Raw genomic sequence first — 25727 nt, 5'->3', positions numbered from 1 at the left:
AAGCTCCGGCGCCCGGGTGAGCGGCGGCCGCGGAGACGGCCTCCGTACCGTCGCGGTGGTGGGTGACCGGGGTCGTGTTCGGCGACGGCCTCACGGCGGCCGCGCCGGCCGCTGCGGCGCAGCGGAGGGCGGCACCGGTGCGCCCCGCGGGGTGGGCGGGGTCCGTTGCCGGGGCCCCACCGGGAGGGGCCGCCGTGGCCGGTGCGGCAGCCGATGGCGGGAGGGCGCCCCCGCCGGTGCGGCGGTGCCCGCTCCGCCCGACGGGTGACGGCCGTTCGGCCGCAGGCGGGTTGCGGGGCCGGCGGGGCCGAAGTCGGATCGGGACGAAGGCTCCTGACGGCAGACCACGCCCGGTGTCGCGGCGGCAAAGGACGAGCATGCACATACCCCGATCCCCCACCGGCCGCGGGCGCTTCGCCGCGGCCGCCGTCGCCACCACGATCTGCGCCTGCGTGATCGGCGGACCGGCCCACGCCCCGGTCCGCGCCCCGGCCCCCGCCCGCTCCCCGGCCTCGGGTCCGGCCGACGTCCCGGCCGACGGCCCGGCTCCGGCGGATGCCGCTCCGGCCCTCGACTGGAGCCCCTGCGAGGAGGCCCCCGGCTTCGACTGCGCGACCGCGAAGGCACCGCTGGACCACCGCCGGCCCGCCGGACCCACGGTGGACCTCGCGGTCATCAGGCGCCCGGCGACGGGGCCGGGGCCGCGGCTGGGAACTCTGTTCTTCAACCCCGGCGGCCCCGGAGGAGCGGGAACCGAGGCACTGCCGCAGTGGTACGAACTCTTCCCCGAGGAACTGCGGCAGCGTTTCGACATCGCCAGCTGGGACCCGCGGGGGGCCGGCCGGAGCACCTCGGTCCGCTGCTTCCCCACCGCCGAAGCGGCGTACCGGTGGCTGGAGCGGATACCCTTCGGCTTCCCCGTCGGCGAGCGACAGACCGAGGCCTGGGTCGACGCCTACGCCGAGCTCGGCCGGCTCTGCGAGCAGCGCGATGCGCGGCTGCTGCGGTACGTCTCCACCGCCGACACGGCGCACGACCTGGACCGGCTCCGGCAGGCCGTGGGCGACGAGCAGCTCAGCTTCCTCGGGGTGTCGTACGGGTCGTTCCTGGGCGCGACGTACGCCAATCTCTTCCCCGGCAAGGTCCGGGCGATGGTCCTGGACGGCAACATCGACCCGAAGGCCTGGGTGGACGGAGGCCCCACGGCCCAGCCGCGGCTGTCGACGTTCCTGCGGGAGGGCGTCGACCTGGGATCGGCCGCGACCCTGCGCCAGTTCCTCGACCACTGCGGGCGCGCGGCCGCCGACCGCTGTGCGTTCTCCGCCGGCAGCCCCGCGGCGACCCGCGCGAAGTTCGGCAGGCTGATGCTGCGCCTGCAGGAGCACCCCCAGGGGTCGTGGACCTACGCCAGGACGGTCACCACGGTGCTCAGCGGCCTGTACGCCGTCGACCCCGGCTGGTACGACCTGGCGTGGGCGCTGGAGGACCTGTGGGACCGCCGGCCCCCGCAGGAGCCTGCCGCGCCGGAAGGCCCCCTGCCCTACCCGGGGTTCGAGCAGATCGACGCGATCCGCTGCTCGGAGAGCCCCAATCCGCGTGATCCACGGCGGTTTCCCGATCTGGCGGAGTTCGGCTACGGCCGGGCCGGTGACCTCGGGCGGGCCGTCGCGTGGGCGAGCGAGCCGTGTGCCACCTGGCCGGCGACGGCCGCCGCCGCCTACACGGGTCCGTGGAACCGCCCGACGGCGAACCCCGTGCTCGTGGTCAACACCCGGTACGACCCGGCGACCCCGTACCAGGGTGCGGTGGCGATGACCCGGCAGCTCGCCCGCGCACGCCTGCTGACCGTGGACGGATACGGGCACTCGTCCGTCGTCAACCCGAGTCTCTGCGTGGACGACTACGAACGCCGCTACCTCGTCGACGGCGTCCTCCCACCGGAGGGAGCCGTCTGCGGCCAGGACGTGCGTCCGTTCAGCGAGGCACGGCCCCGGGGCGGCATCCGGACCGGCGGGGGCGGAACGGCGGGCGGCGCGGGGGGAGTTGCGGAGGGTGTCGCGGACGGGGTGGTGGGAGGTGTTGCGGAAGGAGCTCCGGCTGGAGTCTCGGCAAAGGTCGGAGCTCCCTCCGAGGGCGGAGGCCGATGAGCGGACGGGCCGTGGGCGGAGCGCTTCGGCCGGCAGGCGCGGCAGGCGCCGGCCGGCGGCCCACGGCCCGGCGGCGTCCGGGCGCCGACACCAGGCCCCGGTACGGGCCGGGGCCCGGCGCCGTCACCGCACGGGAGGCGTTTCGGCACCACCGGGGGGCGGAATCCCGGGACCGGCGGCCGTCGCCGGTCGCGTCATGGACGCAGACCCGCGGCGACCGGCGATCCCGGCCGGACGGCGGGGACGCTCCCCCACCCGACTACTGGCGGCGCTGACGGAGCTGACAGGCCCATCGCGGCCACCGAGGCCACCGAGGCAGCCGGGGCGGCGCTGACGGGGGGCCGTGCGGCGGCCGCGCCCGCGGCGCGGAAGAGCCGCGGGCCCGGGCCCGCGTCCGGCCGTCTCGCTGGTCCGGCAGGACGGGCGGTGGCACCCTGGGAGGGCCGGGCCCGAGGAGATCCGAGGAGATTCGGGAGGGCCGATGGGACGAGACGTCCCGGCGCTGGTGTTCACCCGTGACGACCGCCGTCGGTACCGCAACAAGATGCAGGACTGCCTCGACACCTTCGCGCTGATGCTGCGCGAGGCACGTTTCGAGTCGGAGAGGCCGCAGGTCGGCCTGGAGATCGAGCTGAACCTCGTCGACGGCGCCGCCGAACCGGCGATGCGCAGCACCGACGTGCTCGAGGCGATCGCCGATCCGGCCTGGTCCAGCGAGCTGGGCCGGTTCAACCTGGAGATCAACATTCCACCTCGGCGGCTGACGGCCGGGGGTCCGGACGCCTGGGAGCAGGAGATCAGGGACGCGCTCAACCACGCCGAGGAGCGGGCCGCACAGGTGGGCGCGCATCTCGCGATGGTGGGGATCCTGCCGACGCTGCGGCAGAAGGACGTGGGTGAGGCGGCCCTCTCGGAGAACCCGCGCTACCGGCTGCTCAACGAGCAGGTGTTCGCCGCCCGGGGCGAGGATCTGAGGATCGCCGTGGACGGCGTGGACCGGCTGCGGACCTACGCGGACACGATCACCCCGGAGGCCGCCTGCACCAGCACCCAGTTCCATCTGCAGGTCTCGCCCGATGAGTTCGCGGGATACTGGAACGCGGCGCAGGCCATCGCGGGCGTGCAGGTCGCCCTGGCGGCGAACTCGCCCTTCCTGTTCGGCAAGGAGCTGTGGCGCGAGACCCGCATCCCGCTCTTCGAGCAGGCGACCGACACCCGCCCCGAGGAGATCAAGGTGCAGGGCGTACGGCCCCGTGTGTGGTTCGGCGAGCGCTGGATCACCAGCGTCTTCGACCTCTTCGAGGAGAACCTGCGCTACTTCCCCGCGCTGCTGCCGCTCTGCGACGACCAGGACCCGAGGGAGACGCTGGAGGGCGGCGACATCCCGGAACTCGCCGAACTCACCCTGCACAACGGGACGATCTACCGCTGGAACCGCCCGGTGTACGCGGTGGCCCACGACCGGCCCCATCTGCGGGTCGAGAACCGGGTGCTGCCCGCCGGGCCGACGGTCGCGGACGTGCTGGCCAACGGGGCGTTCTACTACGGGCTCACCCGCGCGCTGGTCGAGGAGGAGCGTCCGGTGTGGTCGCGCATGTCCTTCGCGGCCGCCGAGGACAATCTGCACACCGCCGCACGGCACGGGATCGACGCCCTGCTGTACTGGCCGGGGATGGGCGAGGTGCCGGCCGCCGAGCTGGTGCTGCGGCGTCTGCTGCCGCTCGCCCACCGGGGACTGGAGTGGTCGGGCATGGACGCGCAGTGGCGGGAGCCGCTGCTGGGGATCATCGAGCAGCGGTGTGTCACGGGCCGCAACGGGGCGGTGTGGCAGTCGGAGATGTTCCACCGCATCGACGCCACCGCCCGTGTGACCCGCCACGAGGCACTGCGGCGGATGACCCGGCAGTACATCGACTACATGCATCTCAACGCGCCCGCGCACACCTGGCCCGTCGACTGAGCGGGCGCCGCGCCGCCCGCGGCGGGGCACGGGAGGGACGGCGGGCGAACGGACGATCGGTTACCGTCGTGGGGGACGGCCACGGCCCGCGGGGCCGCGGCCCGATGCGTCCCCGCCCCCGGATCCGGGAGCCGCCCATGCACGCCGCCCGTGCCGTACCCACCACTCTCGCCGGAGCTCTCGTCGCCGTGCTCGCCGCCGGCTGCTCCCCCGCCGCCGGTGACGCCCGGACGTCCGGCAAGCCCGCCGCGGTCCCGGGTACCTTCCCGGCCGCCGCCCCGGTGGCCTCGTCCGCGCTCCCGGGCGCCTCCTCCGGCACCGCGTCCGCGTCGGAGCCCCGCCCGGTCACCTCCCCGATCACCTCCCCGTCCACGTCCCCGTCCACCGCCCCCTCCACCTCCGTGCCGCCTCCGGCCGCCCTCCAGCCCGGAGCGGCCCCGCCCGCGAGCGCGGCGCCGGAACCGCCCGGCAGCACCCGCACCCGGCCGGCCGAGCTGAGCATCCCGTCGATCGGCGTGACCGGACTGCGCGTGGTCCCGTACGAGGGGACCACCGACGACTGGCCGGGGACGCGCATCCAGAACCGCGGGGTGGCCGCCAGCCCGTACGGCGAGCGGGGCGGGGTCGGACCGGGCGAGATCGGCAACTACCTCGTCACCGCGCACCGGCTGTCCGCCGGCGGGCCGCTGCGCGACCTGCCGTCGCTGGAGATCGGCGACGTCGTACTGGTGACCTCGGGCGGCAAGGTGTACGAGTACCGGATCACCGCTCACCGGACGACGTCCTTCCGCTCCGCCCGGTCGCTGGCCGAGCAGCGCGCCGCGGTGCCGGGCTTCCCGGGCCGGACCGCCACCCGGCCGATGATCACGATTTCCACCTGCGCCACGCCGGAGGACAACGCCGCCGGGAACTTCTGGCGCGACGACCGTGACAACCCGGAGCACCGGATCGACCGGGTGGGGGTGCTCACCGGCGTGCGCGAGACCACCGGCTGACCGGCCGGGGCGGTCCTCGCCTGCCGCCAAGCGGCACGGTCGCGGCGCCTGTTGCACCGACCTAGAGTTGGACGTAACAGACAAAACTGGCCGGTATTGCCTGCCCGGGCCCCTGGGAGGGCCGATGAACCGCATCTCGGTGACCGTGGACGGCGTCGCCTACCAGGACGATGTGGAGCCGCGGCTGCTGCTGGTCCACTATCTGCGGGACCGCCTCGGGCTGACCGGCACCCCGGTCGGCTGCGACACCGGAAGCTGCGGCGCGTGCACCGTCGAACTCGACGGCCGCAGCGCCAAAAGCTGCTCGGTGCTCGCCGTCCAGGCCGACGGAAGCGAGGTCACCACCGTGCAGGGGCTCGGCGCCCCGGGCGATGGACTCGACCCCCTCCAGAAGGCCTTCCACGAGAAGCACGCCCTCCAGTGCGGCTACTGCACACCCGGGATGATCATGGCGGCCCGGGACCTGCTCAGGGAGAATCCCGACCCCACTCCCGACGAGGTCCGCCACGGCCTGGAGGGCAACCTCTGCCGCTGCACCGGCTACCAGAACATCGTCCACGCCGTGCTCGCGGCCGCGCGCGCGGGGCAGGAGGCCCGGACATGACCGCCCGGCCCGCGGACCGGACGCGCGAGCGGGAGGTGGGACGCGCCCGGGCCCGCAAGGAGGACGCGCACCTGGTCACCGGCCAGACCCACTGGACCGACAACATCAGCGTGCCCGGCATGCTGCACATGGCCGTGCTGCGCAGCCCCATGGCGCACGCCCGGATCGACCGGGTGGACGTGGCTCCCGCGCTGGAGCGGCCGGGCGTCGTCGCCGCGTTCACCGGACGCGACTTCGCCGACGGACTCGCCTCGATGCCCTGCGTATGGCCGGTGACCGACGACATCGTGATGCCCGACCATCCGCCGGTCGCCGTCGACGAGGTGCGCTACGCCGGGGACCCGGTCGCCGTCGTGGTCGCCCGGGACCGCTACGCGGCGGCCGACGCGCTCGAGGCGGTGGACGTCGACTACACCTCGCTGGAGCCCGTGCTGGACCTTCAGGCGGCGCTCGCGGAGGGCGCACCGCTGGTGCACGCGGACAAGGGCACCAACCGGTGCTACGTCTGGCCGCTGACGACCGGTGAGGACTGGGAGTCGGTACGGGCCCGGGCCGATGTGGTGGTCTCCCGGCGGTTCCTCCAGCAGCGGCTCATCCCCAACGCGATGGAGCCGCGCGCCGTGGTCGTGACGCCGATCGCCGCGTCCGGCGAGTACACCCTGTACTCCGCCACCCAGATCCCCCACATCGTGCGGCTGCTGATGGCGATGGTCACCGGCATCCCGGAGCAGAAGCTGCGGGTGATCGCCCCGGACGTGGGCGGCGGTTTCGGCTCCAAGCTCCAGGTGTACGGGGAGGAGGCCGTCGCGCTCGCCGTGGCGCGCGCCCTCGGACGCCCGGTGAAGTGGACCGAGTCGCGCTCCGAGGGGTACCTCGCCACCCACCACGGACGCGGCCAGATCCAGGACGTCCGGATCGCGGCGACCCGCGAGGGGAAGCTGCTGGGGCTGAAGGTCGACCTGCTCGCCGACATGGGCGCGTACCTGATGCTGATCACGCCGGGCACCCCGCTGCTCGGCGCGTTCATGTACCCGGCGATCTACAAGATGGACTCCTACGCGTTCAGCTGCACCGGGGTCTTCACCACGCGGACGCCCACCGACGCCTACCGGGGCGCGGGCCGCCCCGAGGCGACGTTCGCCATCGAGCGCATCATGGACGAACTCGCCGCCGAACTGGGCATGGACCCGCTGGAGCTGCGCCGCCGCAACTGGATCGGGCGCGACGAGTTCCCGTACACCTCGATCGCCGGGCTCACCTACGACAGCGGCGACTACGAGGCGGCGACGGACAAGGCGCTGGCGCTGTTCGGCTACGAGGGGATGCGGGCCGAGCAGCAGGAGCGGGTGCGGCGCGGCGACCCGGTGCGCCTGGGCATCGGGATCTCGACGTACACGGAGATGTGCGGGGTCGCGCCGAGCCGGGTGCTGAGGGACCTGCGGTACGCGGCCGGCGGCTGGGAGACGGCAGCCGTCCGCCTGCTGCCGACGGGCAAGGTCGAGGTGGTCACGGGCACCAGTCCGCACGGCCAGGGCCATGTGACGTGCTGGAGCCAGATCGCGGCCGACGCGCTGGGCGTGCCGTTCGAGGACGTCGAGGTGGTGCACGGCGACACCCGGTCCGCGCCCCAGGGGATGGACACCTACGGTTCGCGTTCCCTGGTGGTCGGCGGTACGGCGGTCCACGAGGCGGCGCGGAAGGTCGTGGAGAAGGCCAGGCGGATCGCGGCGCATCTGCTGGAGGCCGGCGAGGACGACCTCGACTTCGCGGAGGGCGTGTTCTCGGTGAAGGGCTCCCCGGACGCGCGGCGCACCATCCAGGAGATCGCGTTCGCCGCGTTCTCCTCGCACGACCTGCCCGAGGGCATGGAGCCGACGCTCCACGCCGACCATGTCGTGGACCCGGACAACTTCTCCTATCCGCACGGCACCCATCTGTGCGCCGTGGACGTCGACACGGAGACGGGCCGCACCCGGATCCGCTCCTATGTGTGCGTCGACGACGTCGGACGGGTGGTCAACCCGGTGATCGTCGAGGGCCAGGTGCACGGCGGCCTCGCCCAGGGCATCGGGCAGGCGCTCTACGAGGAGGCGGTCTACGACGCCGACGGCAATCTGACGTCCGGGACGATGGCGGACTACCTGGTGCCCTCCGCGGTGGACCTGCCCGAGTTCACGACCGAGCGCACCGAGACGCCCGCGACCACCAACCCGCTGGGCGTCAAGGGCGTCGGGGAGGCGGGGACCATCGCCTCGACACCGGCGGTCGTGAACGCCGTCGTGGACGCGCTGCGGCCGCTCGGGGTGACGGACGTGCCGATGCCGTGCACCCCGGAGCGGGTGTGGCGGGCCATCCGGCAGGCCCGGGGCGTGGAAGGCGGCCCGCCGGAGGCAGAGCGGCCGGAGGGCACGGTGCCGACGACGGGTCAGGCAGCCGTCCCGGGCGAGGAGGAGCCGGCATGATCCCCGCGGCGTTCGACTACCGGCGGCCGGACTCGGTGGACGAGGCCGTGGCCGCGCTCGCCGAGTCCGGTGAGGACGCGAAGGTCCTCGCCGGCGGCCAGAGCCTGCTGCCCATGCTGCGGCTGCGCCTCGCCTTCCCCGAACTGCTGGTCGACGTGGGCAGGATCGACGGTCTGCGCGGGATCCGCGAGGAGGGCGACACGCTCGTCGTGGGCGCGATGACCACGCACCACGACGTGCTGGCCGACCCGCTCGTGCGGCGGCACGCGGGGCTGCTCGCGGCGGCGACGGCGACGGTCGCCGACCCCGCCGTACGCAACCGGGGGACGCTGGGCGGCTCGCTCGCCCACGCCGACCCGGCGGCGGACCTGCCCGCGGTCGTCCTGGCGCTCGACGGCGAACTGGTCGCCACCGGCCCGCGGGGCCGCCGGACCATCCCGGCGCGGGACTTCTTCACCGACTACCTGCAGTCCGCCCTGGACCCCGACGAACTGCTGGTCGAGGTGCGGATCCCGAAGGCCGGGGACTGGGGGTTCCGCTACGAGAAGTTCCACCGGGCGGCGCAGGCGTGGGCGACGGTCGGCGTCGCGGTCCTCGTCCGTACCGACGGCGGGCGGATCGCCGAGGCCAGGATCGGGCTCACCAACATGGGGCCGACCCCGCTGCGGGCCGCCGCCGCCGAGGCGGCGCTCGCGGGCGCGGAGGGCCCCGGGGAGGTGGAGCGCGCGGCGCAGGCCGCGGCCGAGGGCACCAGGCCGACATCGGACCTGTGGGGCTCGTCCGAGTACCGCGAGCACCTGGCACGGGTGCTCACCCGGCGGGCCGTGCTCGCCGCGGCCGGTTCCGGGTGACGGGTGCCGCGCCGATGGGCGGGACGACGGCCGGGCGGACGGGGGAAGCGGGCGACGGCGGGGCGCGCCGGGCGGCCGGACCGGCCGCCGGGCCCCCGGGGGACCCGCAGGACGCACGGGACCCGCAGGACCCGCAGGACCCGCAGGACGCACAGGAAGTACGGGACCCGCAGGAGGTGCGGCGGCGGCTGGAGGACGTCGGCTACCTCGTGGACGAGGGCCTGGCCACCGCCTGCTTCCTGGCGCTGCGGCTACACCGCCCGGTGTTCTGCGAGGGCGACGCCGGGGTGGGGAAGACCTCGCTCGCGGGCGCGCTGGCCGGGATGCTGGACGCACCGCTGATCCGGTTGCAGTGCTACGAGGGCATCGACGCCTCGCAGGCCCTGTACGACTGGGACTTCCCGCGGCAGCTGCTGCACCTGCGCGCGGCGGAGGCGGCCGGGGTGACCGACGTGGAGCGGCTGGAGGCGGAACTGTACGACCGGCGCTTCCTGGTGGAGCGGCCGCTGCTGCGGGCGCTGCGGACCCAGCCGTCGGTGCTGCTCGTCGACGAGGTGGACCGGGCGGACGACGAGTTCGAGGCGTTCCTGCTGGAGCTGCTGTCGGAGTACTCGGTCACCGTTCCCGAACTCGGCACCCTGCGGGCCGACGTCCCTCCCGTGGTGGTGCTGACGTCGAACCGGACGCGGGAGGTGCACGACGCCCTCAAGCGGCGCTGCCTGTACCACTGGTTCGACCACCCCTCCTTCGCCCGGGAGCTGGCGATCGTCCGCAGCAGGCTGCCCGCGGTGTCGGCCAGGCTGGCCGAACAGGTGACCGCACTCGTCCAGGCCCTGCGCTCCGAGGAGCTGGTGAAGCCGCCGGGAGTGGCCGAGACGATCGACTGGGCCGAGGCGCTGGACGCGCTCGGCGCCACGGAGCTGGACGCGGAGCTGGCCGTGGCGACGCTCGGGTCGGTGCTGAAGTACCGGGAGGACACGGAGCGGGCCCGCTCGCTGGACCTGTCGGCGATCCTCGCCCTGCGGGCGGCGGGGGCGTGAGGCCGATGGCTGCGGTCGACGGCGGTACCGCGGTGCTGGTGGGTTTCGGGCGCGCGCTGCGCGCGGCGGGCCTGGACGCCGGGCCGGACCGGGTGCAGACGTTCCTGCGGGCGCTCGACGTGCTCGGGCCACGGCGGCGGGCCGACGTGTACTGGGCGGGGCGGCTCACCCTGTGCGGCGGCCGGGACGATCTCGACCGCTACGACCGGGTGTTCGCGGGCTACTTCGGGCCGCGCGGCCGCACTCCGGGGCCGCGGGCCCGCCCGCTGCCGGCCGCTTCTTCGCCGCGGTCGGCCGTACGGGAGACGGACCGCGCGCCGGGGCCCGGCGAGGACGGCCGGCGGCCCGGCGCGGCGACGGCCCTCGCCAGCCCCGCGGAGGTGCTGCGCCATCGGGACGTCGCCGCGCTGACGGCCGCCGAACGCGAGCAGGTGCGGCGGCTGCTGGCCGCGTTCGCGCTGCGGGGCGAGCCGCGCCGCTCCGCGCGGCTGCGGCCGGCCCGGCGCGGCGCCGTCGATCCGCGGCGGACGGTGCGGGAGTGGCTGCGCCGCGGCGGGGAGCCGGCGCGGCTGCGCAGGCGGGCGCGTGCCGAACGGCCCCGCCGCGTGGTGCTGCTGGTGGACGTGAGCGGGTCGATGACGCCGTACGCGGACGCGCTGCTGCGGTTCGCGCACGCGGCGGCGCACCGCGGCCCCGCCGGGTCGAGGGCGGCCACGGAGGTGTTCACGATCGGCACCCGGCTGACCCGGGTGACCGCCGCGCTGGAGCACCGCGACCCGGAGGCGGCACTGGCCGCGGTGGCCGCCGCCGTCCCCGACTGGCGCGGAGGCACCCGGCTGGGCGAGATGCTGCGGGCCTTCCTGGACCGGTGGGGGCAGCGCGGGATGGCGCGGGGCGCCGTCGTCGTGGTGCTGTCCGACGGCTGGGAGCGCGGCGATCCGTCCCTCCTCGCGGCCCAGATGCGGCGGCTGCACCGGCTGGTCCACCGGGTCGTATGGGCCAATCCGCGCAAGGGCAGGCCCGGTTACGCACCGCTGGCGGCCGGTATGGCGGCGGCCCTGCCCAGTGTCGACGCCTTCGTCGAGGGACACAGCGTGGCGGCGCTGGAGCACCTCGCCGCGGTGGTGAGAGGAGCCGAGGATGCGTGAGATTCTGCCTGCCCTGAACCGCTGGTACGCCGAGGGCGAGCCGTTCGGGCTGGCCACGGTCGTGTCGGTGAGCCGCAGCGCGCCGCGCGGGCCGGGGGCGGCGATGGCCGTGGGTCCGGGCGAGGAGGTCGTGGGCAGCGTGTCCGGCGGCTGTGTGGAGGGCGCGGTCTTCGAGCTGGCCCGGGAGGTCCTGGCCGACGGGGCGGCGCGGCTGCACACCTTCGGCTACAGCGACGACGACGCGTTCGCGGTCGGGCTGACCTGCGGCGGCGAGATCACCCTGCTGGTCCGGGCCGTCTCCCGGGACACCGACGCCGTGTTCGGGGCGGTCGCCGAATCGGTCGCCGCGCACCGTCCGGTGACGGTGGCGACCGTGACCGACGGCCCGGCTCCGCGCGGGGCCACCCTGGCGGTGTGGGCGGACGAGGCGGCCGGATCGCTCGGCTCCGAGGGGCTGGACGCGGCGGTCGCGGCGGACGCCCGCGGCGTTCTCGCCCAGGGGTCGACCGGTATGCGGCACTACGGGCCGCGGGGCCAGCGCCGCGAGGACGACGTGTCGGTCTTCCTGCACTCGTTCGCACCGCCGCCGAGGATGCTGGTGTTCGGGGCCATCGACTACGCGGCGGCCGTCGCCCGGATCGGCGACTTCCTCGGCTACCGGGTGACCGTGTGCGACGCGCGCCCGGTGTTCGCCACGCCCAAGCGGTTCCCGGAGGGCGTCGAGGTCGTGGTGGACTGGCCGCACCGCTATCTGGACCGCACCGAGACCGACGCGCGCACGGTCGTGTGCGTACTGACGCACGACCCGAAGTTCGACGTGCCGCTGCTGGAGCAGGCGCTGCGCCGCCCGGCGGCGTACATCGGCGCGATGGGCAGCCGCCGCACCCACGAGGACCGGGCCAAGCGGCTGCGCGAGGCCGGGCTGGGCGAGGAGCAGCTGGCCCGGCTGCGCTCGCCGGTGGGCCTGGACCTCGGGGCCCGCACCCCCGAGGAGGTCGCCGTGTCGGTGGCGGCGGAGATCGTCGCACTCCGCTGGGGCGGTAGCGGGGCGCCGCTGACGGAGACGGCCGGGGCGATCCATCCGGGAGGCCCGGCCCCCGGAGGGCCGGTTCCCGGGGGCGCTGCTCCCGGAGGGGCGGTTCCCGGCGGACCGGTCCGCGGGGGCTCCGGGGCCCCGGCGGGGTCCGCCGGCGCGTGAGGAGGAACGGAGCGGAGCATGGAACTGCGACACGAGTTCACCGTCCCGGTGCCGGTCGAGGAGGCCTGGCGGGCGCTCCTCGACGTCGAGCGGGTGGCGCCCTGCCTGCCCGGTACGACGGTCCGGGAGTTCGACGGCGAGAAGATCACCGGCACGGTGAAGGTCAAGGTGGGGCCGGTCACGCTGACGTACCGGGGGACCGCCGTCTTCGAGGAGAGGGACGAGGCGGCGCACCGGATGGTGCTGAAGGCGAGCGGCAAGGAGGTGCGGGGGCAGGGCACTGCGCGGGCGACCGTCACGGCCGGGCTCGCGGCCTCCGGCGAGGGGACGGCCGTGTCCGTGCTCACCGACTTCGCGGTGACCGGGCGGCCGGCCCAGATCGGGCGGGGTGTACTGGCCGAGGTGGGCGGGAAGCTGGTGGACCGGTTCGCGGACTGCCTGTCCGGGCAGCTCGCCGGGGCGCCGGGCGGCGGGGGCGCGGCAGCGGGGAAGGAAGGGAGAGGAGAGCCGGGAGGGGCCGCCGAAGCTGCCGGGGCGGGGACGGGCACGGGGGCGGCCGCGGAGGAGTCCGCCGTATCGGGAACCGAGGTCCCGGCGGGCCCCGCGGTTCCCGGTACGGCGGACCTGGCGGAGCCCCGGGGCCCGGCCGCACCCGCCGTACCCGCCGCGCGTGCGGAGCCCGCTCCGGCCGGGGCCGCGGAGCCCATCGACCTGCTGCGGACCGCGGGCCTGCCGGTCACCAGGCGGATCGTCCCGTGGGTGCTCGCCGCCGCAGCCGCCGGCGCGGCGGTGGCCGTGGCCGTCCGGCGCCTGCGGCGCTGACCGTCGGTCGCGCCCGGCACGGTCGGGAGCGGGCAAAGGCGCGCCCGCTCCCGGCGGGTCGCGGCGCGTCCGCCCGGACAGCCGTGGCGCACCGGGAGTCGGATCCGGTCGCCCGGCGGGTTCACCCGTCGCCGCAGGTCGGGGTTGAGGGGCGCCTCGTGCCGGCCGAATCCGGTCCGGGACCGTCCCGCCCCGCGCGGGCGTGGGGCGGGCCCGTGCGGGCGGATCTCTCCGGCAGCCCCGGGCTTGACAAGGCTGTTTGCCATGACGGCAAATGGATCCATGACGGAGGACGATTTCGGCGAGGTGCTGACGGCCGTGGGGCCTCGGTTGCGGGCCCTGCGGCAGGCGCGCGGCAGCACGCTCGCCCAGATCGCCGAGACAACCGGGATCTCGCTGAGCACGCTGTCGCGGCTGGAGTCCGGCGGGCGCAAGCCCACGCTCGAACTGCTGCTGCCACTGGCCCGGGCGTACGGCGTGCCGCTGGACGAACTGGTCGGCGCCCCGGCCGTCGGGGACGCCCGCATCCGGCAGCGCCCCTTCACCCGGAACGGGCAGACGTACGTACCGCTGACGCGGTACCTCGGGGGCATGCACGCCTACAAGCACATCGTGCCGCCGCGGACGGAGAACAAGGGCGTGCGCCCGGAGCAGAAGGTGCACGAGGGCTACGAATGGCTGTACGTCCTCACCGGGCGGCTGTGGGTGGCGCTCGGCGAGCACGACCTGGTCCTCGGCGCGGGTGAGGCCGCGGAGTTCGACACCCGCACCCCGCACGGCTTCGCCAACGCCGGTGACCGGCCGGTGGAGTTCCTGTCCCTGTTCGGGCCCCAGGGCGAGCGGATGCACGTACGGGCACGCCCGTCCTCGGGTTGACCGGCCCGGCCGGGGAGCCGCCGGCCCGGGGCGCCGCGGAGGCATCGCGTCCGCCTCGTTCGCCGACGGCGCCGCCCCGACCGCCGGCAGAGAGGTGACGGCCGCCGGTGGAGGGGTGCCGGCCACCGATCCCGGCAGCACCGTCGCTTTCCACTGCATGGGGCCGCGCGCCGGTCGCCGTACCCGGCGACCGCGCTCCGGCCGCCACCCCCGGCATCGGCTCCGGGGCGGGGGCGGTGTTCGAGTTGCGCTCAAAGATGGTTTATCGTTCATCTAGGCGTGGCCGCAGACCGCACCCCCGGTGACGGTGCGCCCGCCCGTGTACGGCCCCGGCCGGTTTCCCCCGGCCGGCCGGGGCCCTTTCCCCTCCGCTCGCCGCTTGGCCGGCCACTCCGGGCGCTCACGGCGGTCGTCTCCGCGGCCCACGCCCCGCCGTTCGCCGCGCGTCCCGCCGCTCCCGGCGGTCCCCCGCCTCCCGGCCTCACTCCCCCGGCGGAGCCGCGACGGGCGTGGCGGCGAGGACGGTCTCGACCGTGTCGGCCTGCGTCGCCGGTTTGTCGGGACGGTGGCGCAGGACCCGGGCGAACCGCAGCGCGACGCCGGCCGGGTAGCGCGAAGAGCGCTGCAGACCGTCGTAGGCGATCTCCACGACGAGCTCGGGCCGCACCCGCACCCGGAAGCCGTCGTCCTCCACGGCGAGCTCCCGCAGCCGCTCCGTCTGCCAGCGGAGCATCTCGTCGGTGAGGCCCTTGAACGTCTTGCCGAGCATGACGAACCCCCCGTCGGCGGCCCGCGCACCGAGGTGGAGGTTGGACAGCGTTCCCGTACGGCGGCCGTGGCCCCACTCGGCGGCCAGGACGACCAGGTCGAGCGTGTGCACGGGCTTCACCTTGAGCCAGGAGCGTCCGCGGCGCCCCGCCGCGTACGGCGCGTCCAGTGCCTTGACCATCACGCCCTCGTGGCCGCGGCCGAGCGTGGCGGCGAGGAAGTCCTCGGCGCCCGCGACCTCGGCGGGGGACGCGGGGTCCTCGACGACGAACCTCCGCACCCGCATGGACCGCGGAACCAGCGCGGCCAGTTCCGCGTGCCGCTCACGCCCCGGCAGATCGAGCACGTCCCTGTCCTCGGCCGCGAGGACGTCGAAGAAGACGGGCGACAGCGGGACCGCCGCCGTGGCGGCGGCCACGTCCGTCCGGGAACCGACGCGTGCGGCGGTGTCCTGGAAGGGCAGGGGCCGCCCGGCCGGATCGAGGGCGATCACCTCGCCGTCGAGGATGAAGCAATCCCCCGGCAGTTCCCGCACCGCCTCCACCACGTCCGGCAGCCGGGCCGTGATGTCGTCGAGCGAGCGCGTGTGGATACGGACGTCCCCGCCCCGGCGATGGACCTGGATGCGGACCCCGTCCAGCTTCTCCTCCACGGAGCAGGCGCCGAGGGCAAGTACCGCGTCGGCCACCGAGGCCGAGGTGTGGGCCAGCATCGGCTGGACGGGGCGGCCCACCCGCAGCCGGAAGGACGAGAGCGCCGCCGGGCCGTCCGCCAGGACCACGGCGGCGACCCGCGGGAGGGAACCGTCGAGCATGACCGCCCGCCGGACCTCGGCGGCCGGGGCGCCCGCCGCCCTGGCGACGCCCTCGAGCGCCACGGCGTCCAGCGCGCCCTGGCGCACCTCGCCGGTCAGCAGCCGCACCAGGAACTCCTGTTCGGGGCCGGTGGCGGCGGCCATCAGCGCGCCCACCAGCCTCCGGCGTTCGGCCTGGGCACCCGCACCGGCGACTCGGGCGAGGGCCGTGAACGTCGCGTCGGTCTCCGCCACGGTCAGGACGGGCGCCCCGGCCGGCTCGGGCCGGTGCCCGAGGACGCTCCAGCCGATGCCGAGCCGACCCTGCGGGATCCGCCCTGCCAGATACGCGATGACCAGTGCGGCCTCCTGCGGCCGGGCGTCGCGGAACAGGGACGCCAGGGCTTCGATCTTCCGGGTACGGGACGGCTCGGCAGCGATCTGCCGGGACACATCGGCGAGGCGGGCCAGCAGCATGCGGCCATCGTGCCCGGCGCGGGACCGGTCCGCACGCCGGTGCGTCCCGGCGGGAGCGCGGGCCGGGCCTCATCGGCGGAGGGTACGGGGCTCTGAGCCGGGCCGGAACCTCCCGTCCCCTCCCGGCGGAGCTCGCCCCGCCCTCGTCCACGGGCACCTGATCGGTCCCGCGCGCTGACCGAGCACGGCTGCCCTCGTACCACCCGCACCTTCAGCACCATCCGCACCTCCAGCACCACCAGGACCACCAGGACCACCGGAAGCTCCCCACACCCCGGAAGTTCTTCACGTCGCTGCCTCGGCAACCTCCCCTTCTGCACCCAACTCCCCTACTCTGCCGTGGATTTGCACCGCTCCCGACACAGGCAGGGGACCATGGGGAAGCTCTCGCGCACGGCAGCGGCGTCAGTCTCATCCGCCGCACTGGGTTTGGCACTCGTCACGGCACAGGCGCCCGCGGCCGCCGCACCCGGCACCGGGGCGTCGGCACCGGCGTACTCGTCGACGACCTCCGTAGGCGTCCACAACGCCTATGAGAAGGCGAAGTACCGCTACTTCGCGGACGCCCTGGACTCGGGCGCCGGAATGCTGGAGATCGACGTGTGGACCAATGTGTTCGGCAGATCCTTCCGCGTCGCCCACGACAACCCGGTGGGCAACGACAACAACTGCGTGAACGCCTCGACGGCCGCCGAGCTGCGCGCCAAGTCCCGCGACCGGGATCTCAGCGGCTGCCTCTCCGACATCCGCGTCTGGCACGACGCGAATCCCGGGCACCGGCCCGTCATGCTCAAGGTGGAGATGAAGGACGGGTTCCAGAGCAAGTACGGCCGGGGCCCCGCCGCGCTCGACGCGCTGCTCACCGCCCGGCTCGGCGACGCGCTGTTCCGGCCCGCCGATCTGGCGGCGGGTCATCCGGACCTCGACACCGCCGTACGGGCCCGCGGGTGGCCTTCCCGCACCGACCTCGCGGGGAAGTTCATCGTCCAACTCATCCCCGGCACGGTCGAGCAGGGGAACCCGTTCGACACGCTGTGGACGGACCGGGAGTACGCCACCCACCTGCGGAACCTCGCCGCCGCCGGGCGGCTGCCGGAGGCGTCGGCCTTCCCCGCCGTACTCGGCGCGCAGTCCGGCGACCCGCGCGGCCGCTACGCGGACGCCTCACTCCGCCCGTGGTTCGTCGTCTTCGACGGTGCCGCCTCCCGGTACGCGGACGGCTCGATCGACACCGCCTGGTACGACCGCAACCACTACCTCGTCCTGATGACGAGCGCCCACAGCGTGCCGCCCGCGATCGACGGCACCAGCCCGACGGAGGCGCAGGCACGCGACCGCGTCGCCCTGCTGGCCGGCCGGCACGCGAGCGTGGTCTCGTCGGACTGGTCCACGCTGCCGTCGGTCCTGTCGAGTGTGGTGCCCCGGGGCGCCACCGGCGGCACGGCCGCGCGGTCGCCGCGGTAGACCGGAGCACGGGCGGTTGAGCGTGGCGCGCCGGGCGGTGCGCCACGCCGACGGCCCGGCCGGCCGGTGTGTGCCACGGGGAGGCCCTGTGTGCGCCACCGTCCGGGCCGGGCCCCCCGCCCCCGCCCCCGCCCCCGCCCGGGCGGTGGCGGCGAAGAAGGTACGGACGTCACAGCCGGTGAAGTCGGCATGGACGACGAAGACCCCGAGGACGGGGCCGCATGGCGGTGGACCGTCTCAGAAGTCGGAGACCGTGACCCGGCGCGGCTGCCGTGCGGCCACCGCCAGGTGCTCCCCCACCCGGTTCACCAGCAGTGTCATCTCGTAGGCGACCTGGCCGACGTCCGCCTCCGCGGCGCTGAGCACGCACAGGCAGCTGCCGTCCCCCGCGGCGGTGACGAAGAGCATCGCGTCGTCGAACTCCACCATGGTCTGCCTCGCCTTCCCCGCCCGGAAGTGCCTGCCCGACCCCCGGGCGAGACTGTGCAGTCCGGAGGAGACGGCCGCGAGGTGCTCCGCGTCCTCGCGCGCGAGGCCGGTGCTCGCCCCGGTCACCAGGCCGTCGTTGGACAGCACGAGGGCGTGCCGGATGTACGAGATCCTCTTGGTCAGGTCGTCCAGGAGCCAGTCGAGCCCCTTGTCCGCTGCCATGACGTTCCTCCCCGTTCGTGTGTTTGTTCGCGTTCCCCCGTGTCGCGGGTAAGCCTTGCGCACCGTCACCCGCCCGGCAAGGAGTCATCACGGGCGCACGGCAGCGGAGAGTTGACTTTCCCTCACCACGGGTCGCGTCCGAGGATGGGCCCATGGCGAGAAAGATGTCCCAGGACGAATGGCGGGCGTTCCTGTCGCAGGGCACGCGCACCGCGAAACTGTCGACGGTCCGGGCGGACGGGGGCCCGCACATCGCACCCGTCTGGTTCCTCCTCGACGGCGACCACGTGGTCTTCACCACGGGGAAGGAAACGGTGAAGGGGCGGAATCTGGCCCGTGACGGCAGGGTCGCCCTCTGCGTTGACGACGACCGCCCGCCGTTCTCGTTCGTGGTCGTCCAGGGACGCGCGGAACTCGGCGAGGACGCGGAGCAGTTGCGCCACTGGGCCACCCGGATCGCCGCACGCTACATGGGCGAGGATCGCGCCGAGGAGTACGGTGCGCGCAACGGGGTGCCCGGCGAGCTGCTGGTACGGATGCGCGTCGACAAGGTCCAGGCCCTGGCGGGCTTGGCCGACTGACGGCATCTCGGCGGGCGTGACCGGCCGGGGGCATACCGGCGGGTCGCGGTCGGCCGCGCCCGGCCGCTGACACGCCGCCGGCAGGCCGTCAACCGGCCGCTTCGCCCTCGCCCTGCGATCGCCCCGTGCTCGCCCTCGTCATCCCACCGAGTCGAGCAGCCGGGCGGTGTGCATCCGCCCGGCGTACTCGACCAGCCGGATCAGCACCTCCTTCCCGGAATCGCGGTCGCGCGCGTCGCAGAGCACGACCGGGGTCCCCCGGTCGAGGTCCAGCGCGCGGGACACCTCGTGCGCTCCGTAGGTCCGCGCCCCGGGGAAGCAGTTGACGGCGACGACGAACGGGATGCGCCGGTGCTCGAAGTAGTCGACGGCGGGGAAACTGTCCTCGAGGCGCCTGGTGTCCGCGAGGACCACCGCGCCGAGCGCCCCCTGCGACAGCTCGTCCCACAGGAACCAGAAGCGGTCCTGCCCCGGCGTGCCGAAGAGATAGAGGGACAGCCCCGAGCGGATCGTGATGCGCCCGAAGTCCATGGCGACGGTGGTCGTCGTCTTCTGGTCGACGCCGCCCGTGTCGTCGACGCTCTCGCCCGCCTCGCTGAGCTGCTCCTCGGTACGCAGTGGCCGGATTTCGCTGACCGCTCCGACGAGGGTCGTCTTGCCCACGCCGAATCCACCGGCGACCAGTATCTTCAGCGCGAGAGCGGCGGCGTCTCCGCCGATTCCGCCAGAGAGCTCGGGGGCCATCGATCACTTCTCTCCGTGGGTGTGCGCCGACACCTGGCAGGAAGCGCCCCAGGTCAGGGACGTCGCGGCCGTCTCGGGGAGGGCCGGTCGCGAGGTCGGACGCCAGCACATCTGTTCTGTGAACGTGAGCAGTATGGCAATCGGAGACACCGGCGGGGCGCCCGGATCGCTTTTTGCGCAATGTGACCGCTCGGGGCTGAGAAGGCGTCCGGATCCATTCGATTTTCCTGTGGTTTCCTGTGGCCGCGACAGTTCGACGGGGGGAGGCTGGATACACGGACGCGTGAGTGAAGACGATTCCCGATCGCGCCGGCACCGGCGTTTGGCACCGCGCCGGCGGGGCACTCGGAACGCTCCGTCCCTCGCATGCCCCGATTTCCCATGGGAGGCGATTCGCCGTGCAGGCCGACGACATCCGGGCCCCTCACTCACAGGCCCCCCGCACCCCCCGGGAGGAGCGGCCACGGCCGCACCGGTACGCCGTGACCAGGATCGTCGTCGTGGGAGCCGGGTTCGCCGGCCACCGCACGGCACGGGCCCTCTCCCGCACCCTGGCCAAGGAGCGGGTCGAGATCGTACTGCTGAACCCCACCGACTACTTTCTGTACCTGCCTCTGCTGCCCCAGGTCGCCGCCGGGATCCTGGAGCCGCGGCGGGTGACCGTCTCCCTCGCGCACACCCTGCCCGGGGTGCGGCTCGTGCTGGGCGAGGCGACGCGGGTCGACCTGGACGGGCACCGTGTGCACTACACGGACCCGGAGGGCGCAAGCCGTGAGCTCGCGTACGACCGGCTCGTGCTCGCCGTCGGCAGCGTCAACAAGCTGCTCCCCGTGCCGGGGGTGAACGAGCACGCGCACGGTTTCCGCGGGCTTCCCGAGGCGCTGTACCTGCGCGACCACATCGTCCGGCAGGTGGAGATGGCCGGGGCGGCACCGCACACCGACGAGTGCGGGACGCGCAGCACCTTCGTCGTGGTCGGCGCCGGTTACACCGGCACCGAGGTGGCGGCCCAGGGCAAGATCTTCACCGACGAGCTCCACGCCCAGATGTCCCGACCGAAGGGACCGTTCGGCCCGGCCTGGCGTTCTCCGGACACCCGGCCGCGCTGGCTGCTCCTCGACATCGCGCCCCGGGTGCTGCCCGAGCTCGACCGGCAGCTGTCCGAGACCGCCGACCGGGTCCTCCGCGCCCGGGGCGTGGAGGTGCGCACCGGTACCTCCATCAAGGAGGCGACTTCGGACGGAGTGCTGCTGGACGACGGCGAGTTCGTTCCGACCAGGACCCTGGTGTGGTGCGTGGGGGTACGGCCGGATCCGCTGGTGGCCGATGTCGGGCTGCCTCTCGACCGCGGACGGCTGCGGGTGACGGCCGAGCTCAACGTGCCGGGCCATCCCGACGTCTTCGCCTGTGGGGACGCCGCAGCCGTACCCGATCTGACCCGCCCGCTGACGGAGGACGATGCCGGTACGGGTGCGGGCGCCCGGAACGGAAACGGGAACGGGAACGGCGCCCGTTACGAGCTGACCCCGATGACCGCGCAGCACGCCACCCGTCAGGGCGATGTCGCGGCGAACAACGTCGCGGCGTCGCTCGGACACGGCACCGCACGCCCCTACCGCCACCACGATCTGGGCTTCGCCGTGGACCTGGGCGGCGTCCAGGCGGCGGCCAACCCACTCGGCGTACCGCTGTCCGGACTGCTCGCGGGTGCGGTGACCCGCGGCTACCACCTGGCGGCGATGCCCGGCAACCGGGTGCGGGTGGCGGCCGACTGGCTGCTGGACGCGGCGCTGCCGCGCCAGGCCGTGCAACTCGGTCTCGTCAGCTCCTGGTCGGTACCGCTCGACACCTCGTCGCCCGAGGTGGCCCGGCTACCGGGCCGGTCCCGGCCCTGACACGACCCGGACCGGGACCTCGACCGGGGTTTCGAACGGAATCCCGACCCGGGACCTCGACCGGGATCTCGAGCCGCCCCGGACGGACCTCGACGGCCACGGAAACGACACACGAACCGGTCACCGGACGACCGGGAACGGAGCGACATGCGTTACGAAGAACTGACCGAACTGGCCCGGCAGTTGCGAGTGGACTCGGTACGAGCGGCCGACGCCGCGGGTTCGGGACACCCGACGTCGTCGATGTCGGCGGCCGACCTCGCCGCCGTGCTCCTCGCCCACCATCTGCGCTACGACTTCTCCGACCCGGGCAACCCGGCCAACGACCGGCTGATCTTCTCCAAGGGCCATGCGTCTCCGCTGCTGTACTCGCTCTACAAGGCGGCGGGTGCCGTCGACGACGAGGAACTGCTGACGTTCCGCAAGCGGGACAGCCGCCTGGAGGGCCACCCGACGCCGCTGCTGCCCTGGGTGGACGTCGCCACGGGTTCGCTCGGCCAGGGGCTGCCGGTCGGGGTGGGGATGGCCCTCGCCGGCAAGTACCTCGACCGCGTCCCGAACCGGATCTGGGTCCTCTCCGGGGACAGCGAGATGGCGGAGGGATCCGTCTGGGAGGCCGTCGAGCACGCCTCGTTCGAGCAACTGGACAATCTGAAACTGATCATCGACGTCAACCGGCTCGGGCAGCGCGGGCCGACCCGCCATCAGCACGACCTCGGCGCCTATGCCCGGCGGCTCCGGGCGTTCGGCTGGCACACCGTGGAGGTCGACGGCCATGACGTCGAGGCCGTCGACAAGGCCCTCACCGAGGCGGCCGGGGTGGACGGCCGGCCGACGGCGGTCATCGCGGCCACCCGCAAGGGACGCGGCGTCGCGGCCGTGGAGGACCGGGAGGGCAAGCACGGCAAGCCACTGCCCGACGCGGAGGCGGCCATCGAGGAACTGGGCGGACCGCGGTTCATCCGGGTCGAGGTCGAGCCGCCCCCCGCCGCCCCCGCCAGGCACGTCGGGCACGTCGGGCACGTCGGGCACGTCGGGCACGTCGGGGACTCGACACCGCCGGCGCTCCCCCGCTTCGAGCCCGGCACGGAGGAGGCCACCCGTACCGCCTACGGGCGCGCCCTGGCGGCGCTGGGTTCCGCCCGCGGCGACGTGGTCGCACTCGACGCCGAGGTCGGCGACTCCACACGCACCGAGTACTTCAAGGAGGAACACCCGGACCGGTACCTGGAGTTCTACATCGCCGAGCAGCAGCTGGTGGCCGGGGCGGTCGGCCTGCAGGCACGCGGCTGGGTGCCGTACGCGTCGACCTTCGCCGCGTTCCTCACCCGGGCACACGACTTCATCCGCATGGCGGCGGTGAGCCGGGCGGGCATCAACCTCGTCGGATCGCACGCGGGCATCGCGATCGGCGAGGACGGCCCCTCGCAGATGGGCCTCGAGGATCTGGCGATGCTGCGGTCCGTCCACGGGTCGACGGTGCTCTACCCCTGCGACGCCAACCAGACGGCGCGGCTGGTGGCGGCGATGGCCGAGCTGGACGGCATCCGCTATCTGCGGACCAGCCGCGGCGAGACGCCCGTCATCTACGGTCCCGACGAGGAGTTCCCCATCGGCGGCAGCAAGGTGCTGCGCAGCGGCGACGGCGACAAGGCGACGATCGTCGCCGCGGGCGTGACGGTCCACGAGGCCCTGCGCGCCGCGGACGCCCTCGCCGCGGACGGCATCCCGGTCCGCGTCGTCGATCTGTACTCGGTGAAGCCCGTCGACGTGGGCACCCTCGACGACGCCGGCAGGGCGACGGGGTGTGTCCTCACGGTGGAGGACCACCGCCCGGAGGGCGGCATCGGCGACGCCGTGGCGGAGGCGTTCTCGGACGGGCGTCCGGCGCCCAGGCTGGCGCGGCTCGGCGTCCACGGCATGCCGGCCTCCGCCACGCCGGAGGAGCAGCTGCACGCCGCCGGGATCGACGCGGAGTCGATCGCCGCTGCCGTGAAGCTGCTCGTGGAGGAGGTCGTCGCCCCTTGAGACGGCCGGCCGCCGCCGCGGAACCGCACGGCCTTCCGGCAGCGCCGGTGTCCAGGCGCCCCCGGTGCGGGGCAGCCTTGGATGCGTACGGGCCCCGTCCGGCAGCGCCCGTGTCTACGGGACGCCGGTACGGGGTAGCCGCGGGCCATGAGCACCACGACCGTGCGTGCCGGTCGCCGTACCGTGGAGGTCCACCGGCCGGAGAAGGTCCTGTTCCCCGCCGACGGTTTCACCAAGGCGGATCTCGTCGACTACCACCGGGCGATCGCGCCGCACATGCTGCCTCATCTCCGCGGCAGGCCACTGATGCTGGAACGGCTCCCCGACGGCCTCGGCGGGCCCGGGTTCATGCAGAAGGACACGCCGGAGAGCTTTCCGGACTGGGTGCGCCGCGCCGAGGTCCCCAAGGAAGGCGGCACCGTCACCCATACCGTGTGCGGCGACACGGCGACCCTCGTGTACCTCGCCGACCAGGCGTGCGTCACCCTCCACCGCTGGCAGTCGAGAACGGACCGCCCGCATCACCCGGACCGCATGGTCTTCGACCTGGACCCGCCGGAGGACGACTTCGAGCCCGTCAGGCGGGCCGCACGGCTCCTCGGCGATCTGCTCGCCGAACTCCGTCTGCCGTCGACCCTGATGACGACGGGTTCACGGGGCCTGCACGTCATCGTGCCGCTCGGCCGGCGGCACGCGTTCGACGAGGTCAGGGCGTTCGCGAAGGACGCCGCGGATCTCCTCGCGGCATCCCACCCGGACCGGCTGACCACGGAGGCGCGCAAGGCGGCACGCGGCGACCGGCTGTACCTGGACGTCCTGCGCAACGGGTACGCCCAGACGGCGGTGGCGCCGTACTCGGTGCGAGCGCGCGAGGGCGCGCCGGTCGCCACGCCGGTCAGCTGGGACCAGCTGGACGATCCCGACGTCACGGCACGCCGGTGGAACATCACGAACGTGCTCGACCAGACGGCCGCGAACCCCTGGGAGGGAGTACCGCGGCGCGGCAGGGCGCTCGGCCCGGCACGGCGGCGGCTGGACGCGCTGCGCCGCGACGCGGCCGCAAGTCGAGCAGCCGGGTGACCCCGGCCACGGGCCCTGGCGGGCCTCGCCGCCACCGCGTTCGCCGGCTCCGCGACCGGTCCGGCGGTGCCCGCGGTGCGTGGCCGTGAACCGTGAGCGCGGCGAGCACGGGAAACGCTCGGACCGCAGGACCCGGATCACCGTCGTCGTCGCGCTCGCCGCGAACCTCGTCATCGCCGCGGCCAAGACGGCCGGCGGGCTCGCGGCGTCGTCGCCCGCGCTGTTGTCGGAGGCGGCGCACTCGGTGGCCGACAGCCTCAACGAGATCTTCCTGCTGGCAGCCCTTCGGCGGAGCCGCCGTCCCGCCGACCGCCGCCACCCCTTCGGCTACGGCAAGGAGCGCTGGTTCTGGTCCCTGCTGGCCGCCGTCGGCATCTTCGTCATGGGCGGCTGCTTCTCGTTCTTCCAAGCCGTCGAGGCACTGCGGGCGGGCGACCGGCCGGTGTCCTCCGGGCACTACGCGGCCGGACTCGCCGTGCTCGGCGCCGCGCTGGCCGCCGAGGGGACGTCGCTGGTCCGCGCGCTCTACCAGTACCGGAAGCAGGGTGACGAGGCTCGGGACCCCGCGCACCGCACCGTGATCGCGGAGGACGGTGCCGCGGTGGTCGGAGTCCTGATCGCCATAGCGGGCATGGGGCTGCACCTGGCCACCGGCAGGGTGGTGTGGGAGGCGGCGGCGTCCCTCGCGATCGGCCTCCTTCTGGTGTACGTCGCCTACCGGCTGGGGCGCGAGGCGCGGGACCTCCTCATCGGCGTCGCCGTCGACCCCGGCATGCACGGGGACATCCGCGCCACGCTGGACGGGCAACCCGAGATCGACAACGTGGCGGATCTGCTGACGATGCGTCTGGGGGTCGACTCGGTACTCGTCGCCGCGCGGATCGACCTGGTGCCGGGGCTGGACAGCGAGGAGGTCGAGCTCGTGAGCGAGCGGATCAAGGCGACGGTCCAGGACCGCTGGCCGGAGGCCGACCAGGTGTTCCTGGACATCACCGAGGCACCGCCGCGCCCCGGACGCTGAAACGGTGGACGGCGCACGACGCGCGCGGAAGCACGGTCGGAAGCCAAGGGCCGGACTGCGGGACATCCGGCGGGCGGCGATGCCGGCCGGGCGAACAGGCGGTCCGGCCGACCCGGATACGG

Annotated in this window: 20 protein-coding genes; 17 read left to right on the top strand and 3 right to left on the bottom strand. The window is 74.4% G+C overall.

Features of this window, described 5'->3' with window-relative positions:
- Nucleotides 1-377: 377 nt before the first annotated feature.
- The 11 genes from DDW44_RS29450 to DDW44_RS29400 all read left to right on the top strand — a co-directional run bounded on the left by DDW44_RS29450 (nucleotide 378) and on the right by DDW44_RS29400 (nucleotide 14103).
- Nucleotides 378-2147, top strand: a complete 1770-nt coding sequence (locus DDW44_RS29450; protein ID WP_108908387.1) for an alpha/beta hydrolase — start codon at nucleotides 378-380, stop codon at nucleotides 2145-2147.
- A gap of 481 nt (nucleotides 2148-2628) precedes the next feature.
- The gene (locus DDW44_RS29445; protein WP_108908386.1) at nucleotides 2629-4107 is read left to right on the top strand and encodes a glutamate-cysteine ligase family protein; all 1479 of its coding nucleotides are present in this window, start codon (nucleotides 2629-2631) and stop codon (nucleotides 4105-4107) included.
- A gap of 137 nt (nucleotides 4108-4244) precedes the next feature.
- A complete protein-coding gene (locus DDW44_RS29440; protein ID WP_108908385.1) occupies nucleotides 4245-5102 on the top strand; it encodes a class E sortase in 858 nt (285 codons plus the stop codon).
- 124 nt (nucleotides 5103-5226) lie between these two features.
- Nucleotides 5227-5706: a (2Fe-2S)-binding protein gene (locus DDW44_RS29435; protein WP_017947040.1), complete on the top strand. Its 480-nt coding sequence runs from the start codon at nucleotides 5227-5229 to the stop codon at nucleotides 5704-5706.
- The gene (locus DDW44_RS29430) at nucleotides 5703-8168 is read left to right on the top strand and encodes a xanthine dehydrogenase family protein molybdopterin-binding subunit (protein ID WP_108908384.1); all 2466 of its coding nucleotides are present in this window, start codon (nucleotides 5703-5705) and stop codon (nucleotides 8166-8168) included. The genes DDW44_RS29435 and DDW44_RS29430 overlap by 4 nt, the downstream gene beginning before the upstream one ends.
- Complete coding sequence (locus tag DDW44_RS29425) at nucleotides 8165-9019, top strand: FAD binding domain-containing protein (protein ID WP_108908383.1); 855 nt, start codon at nucleotides 8165-8167, stop codon at nucleotides 9017-9019. The genes DDW44_RS29430 and DDW44_RS29425 overlap by 4 nt, the downstream gene beginning before the upstream one ends.
- 14 nt (nucleotides 9020-9033) lie before the next feature.
- Nucleotides 9034-10059 (top strand): AAA family ATPase, encoded by a 1026-nt coding sequence (locus DDW44_RS29420; RefSeq protein ID WP_108908382.1) that lies wholly within the window; start codon nucleotides 9034-9036, stop codon nucleotides 10057-10059.
- 5 nt (nucleotides 10060-10064) lie between these two features.
- Entirely contained in the window at nucleotides 10065-11207 is a 1143-nt protein-coding gene (locus DDW44_RS29415) for a vWA domain-containing protein (protein WP_108908381.1), read from the top strand.
- A complete protein-coding gene (locus DDW44_RS29410; RefSeq protein WP_108908380.1) occupies nucleotides 11200-12405 on the top strand; it encodes an XdhC family protein in 1206 nt (401 codons plus the stop codon). Before DDW44_RS29415 ends, DDW44_RS29410 begins: the two co-directional genes overlap by 8 nt.
- Before the next feature lie 18 nt (nucleotides 12406-12423).
- Entirely contained in the window at nucleotides 12424-13227 is an 804-nt protein-coding gene (locus DDW44_RS29405; protein WP_108908379.1) for an SRPBCC family protein, read from the top strand.
- A 282-nt stretch (nucleotides 13228-13509) separates the two neighbouring features.
- A complete protein-coding gene (locus DDW44_RS29400) occupies nucleotides 13510-14103 on the top strand; it encodes a helix-turn-helix domain-containing protein (protein WP_018890555.1) in 594 nt (197 codons plus the stop codon).
- A 481-nt stretch (nucleotides 14104-14584) separates the two neighbouring features.
- Here the strand turns inward: DDW44_RS29400 and DDW44_RS29395 are convergent, their stop codons facing one another.
- Nucleotides 14585-16141, bottom strand: coding sequence for an ATP-dependent DNA ligase (locus DDW44_RS29395; RefSeq protein WP_108908378.1), 1557 nt, complete (start codon nucleotides 16139-16141; stop codon nucleotides 14585-14587).
- Between the two features lie 375 nt (nucleotides 16142-16516).
- Here DDW44_RS29395 and DDW44_RS29390 point away from each other — a divergent pair, with 375 nt between their 5' ends.
- On the top strand, nucleotides 16517-17605 hold the full coding sequence (locus DDW44_RS29390) for a phosphatidylinositol-specific phospholipase C domain-containing protein (RefSeq protein ID WP_108908377.1): 1089 nt from the start codon (nucleotides 16517-16519) through the stop codon (nucleotides 17603-17605).
- 237 nt (nucleotides 17606-17842) lie between these two features.
- Here the strand turns inward: DDW44_RS29390 and DDW44_RS29385 are convergent, their stop codons facing one another.
- A complete protein-coding gene (locus DDW44_RS29385) occupies nucleotides 17843-18256 on the bottom strand; it encodes a roadblock/LC7 domain-containing protein (RefSeq protein WP_017950036.1) in 414 nt (137 codons plus the stop codon).
- A gap of 152 nt (nucleotides 18257-18408) precedes the next feature.
- Between DDW44_RS29385 and DDW44_RS29380 the strand changes: the two genes are divergently transcribed.
- Entirely contained in the window at nucleotides 18409-18837 is a 429-nt protein-coding gene (locus DDW44_RS29380; protein WP_018890553.1) for a PPOX class F420-dependent oxidoreductase, read from the top strand.
- 138 nt (nucleotides 18838-18975) lie between these two features.
- On the opposite strand, the gene DDW44_RS29375 is transcribed toward DDW44_RS29380, so the two are convergent.
- Nucleotides 18976-19581: a GTP-binding protein gene (locus tag DDW44_RS29375; protein ID WP_017950034.1), complete on the bottom strand. Its 606-nt coding sequence runs from the start codon at nucleotides 19579-19581 to the stop codon at nucleotides 18976-18978.
- A gap of 482 nt (nucleotides 19582-20063) precedes the next feature.
- Here DDW44_RS29375 and DDW44_RS29370 point away from each other — a divergent pair, with 482 nt between their 5' ends.
- From DDW44_RS29370 to DDW44_RS29355, 4 genes are all read left to right on the top strand, one after another.
- Nucleotides 20064-21476, top strand: coding sequence for an NAD(P)/FAD-dependent oxidoreductase (locus tag DDW44_RS29370; RefSeq protein WP_108908979.1), 1413 nt, complete (start codon nucleotides 20064-20066; stop codon nucleotides 21474-21476).
- A gap of 147 nt (nucleotides 21477-21623) precedes the next feature.
- Nucleotides 21624-23504, top strand: coding sequence for a transketolase (locus DDW44_RS29365; protein ID WP_108908376.1), 1881 nt, complete (start codon nucleotides 21624-21626; stop codon nucleotides 23502-23504).
- 147 nt (nucleotides 23505-23651) lie between these two features.
- Nucleotides 23652-24584 (top strand): non-homologous end-joining DNA ligase, encoded by a 933-nt coding sequence (ligD, locus tag DDW44_RS29360; RefSeq protein WP_108908375.1) that lies wholly within the window; start codon nucleotides 23652-23654, stop codon nucleotides 24582-24584.
- 79 nt (nucleotides 24585-24663) lie between these two features.
- Nucleotides 24664-25605, top strand: a complete 942-nt coding sequence (locus DDW44_RS29355; RefSeq protein WP_018890549.1) for a cation diffusion facilitator family transporter — start codon at nucleotides 24664-24666, stop codon at nucleotides 25603-25605.
- Nucleotides 25606-25727 lie beyond the last annotated feature (122 nt).

It is taken from the genome of Streptomyces tirandamycinicus, from assembly GCF_003097515.1.
In the GTDB taxonomy this organism is placed as follows: Bacteria; Actinomycetota; Actinomycetes; order Streptomycetales; family Streptomycetaceae; genus Streptomyces; species Streptomyces tirandamycinicus.
The sequence above is the reverse complement of the archived record's forward strand: the minus strand, read 5'-3'. Positions and strand labels throughout refer to the sequence as shown.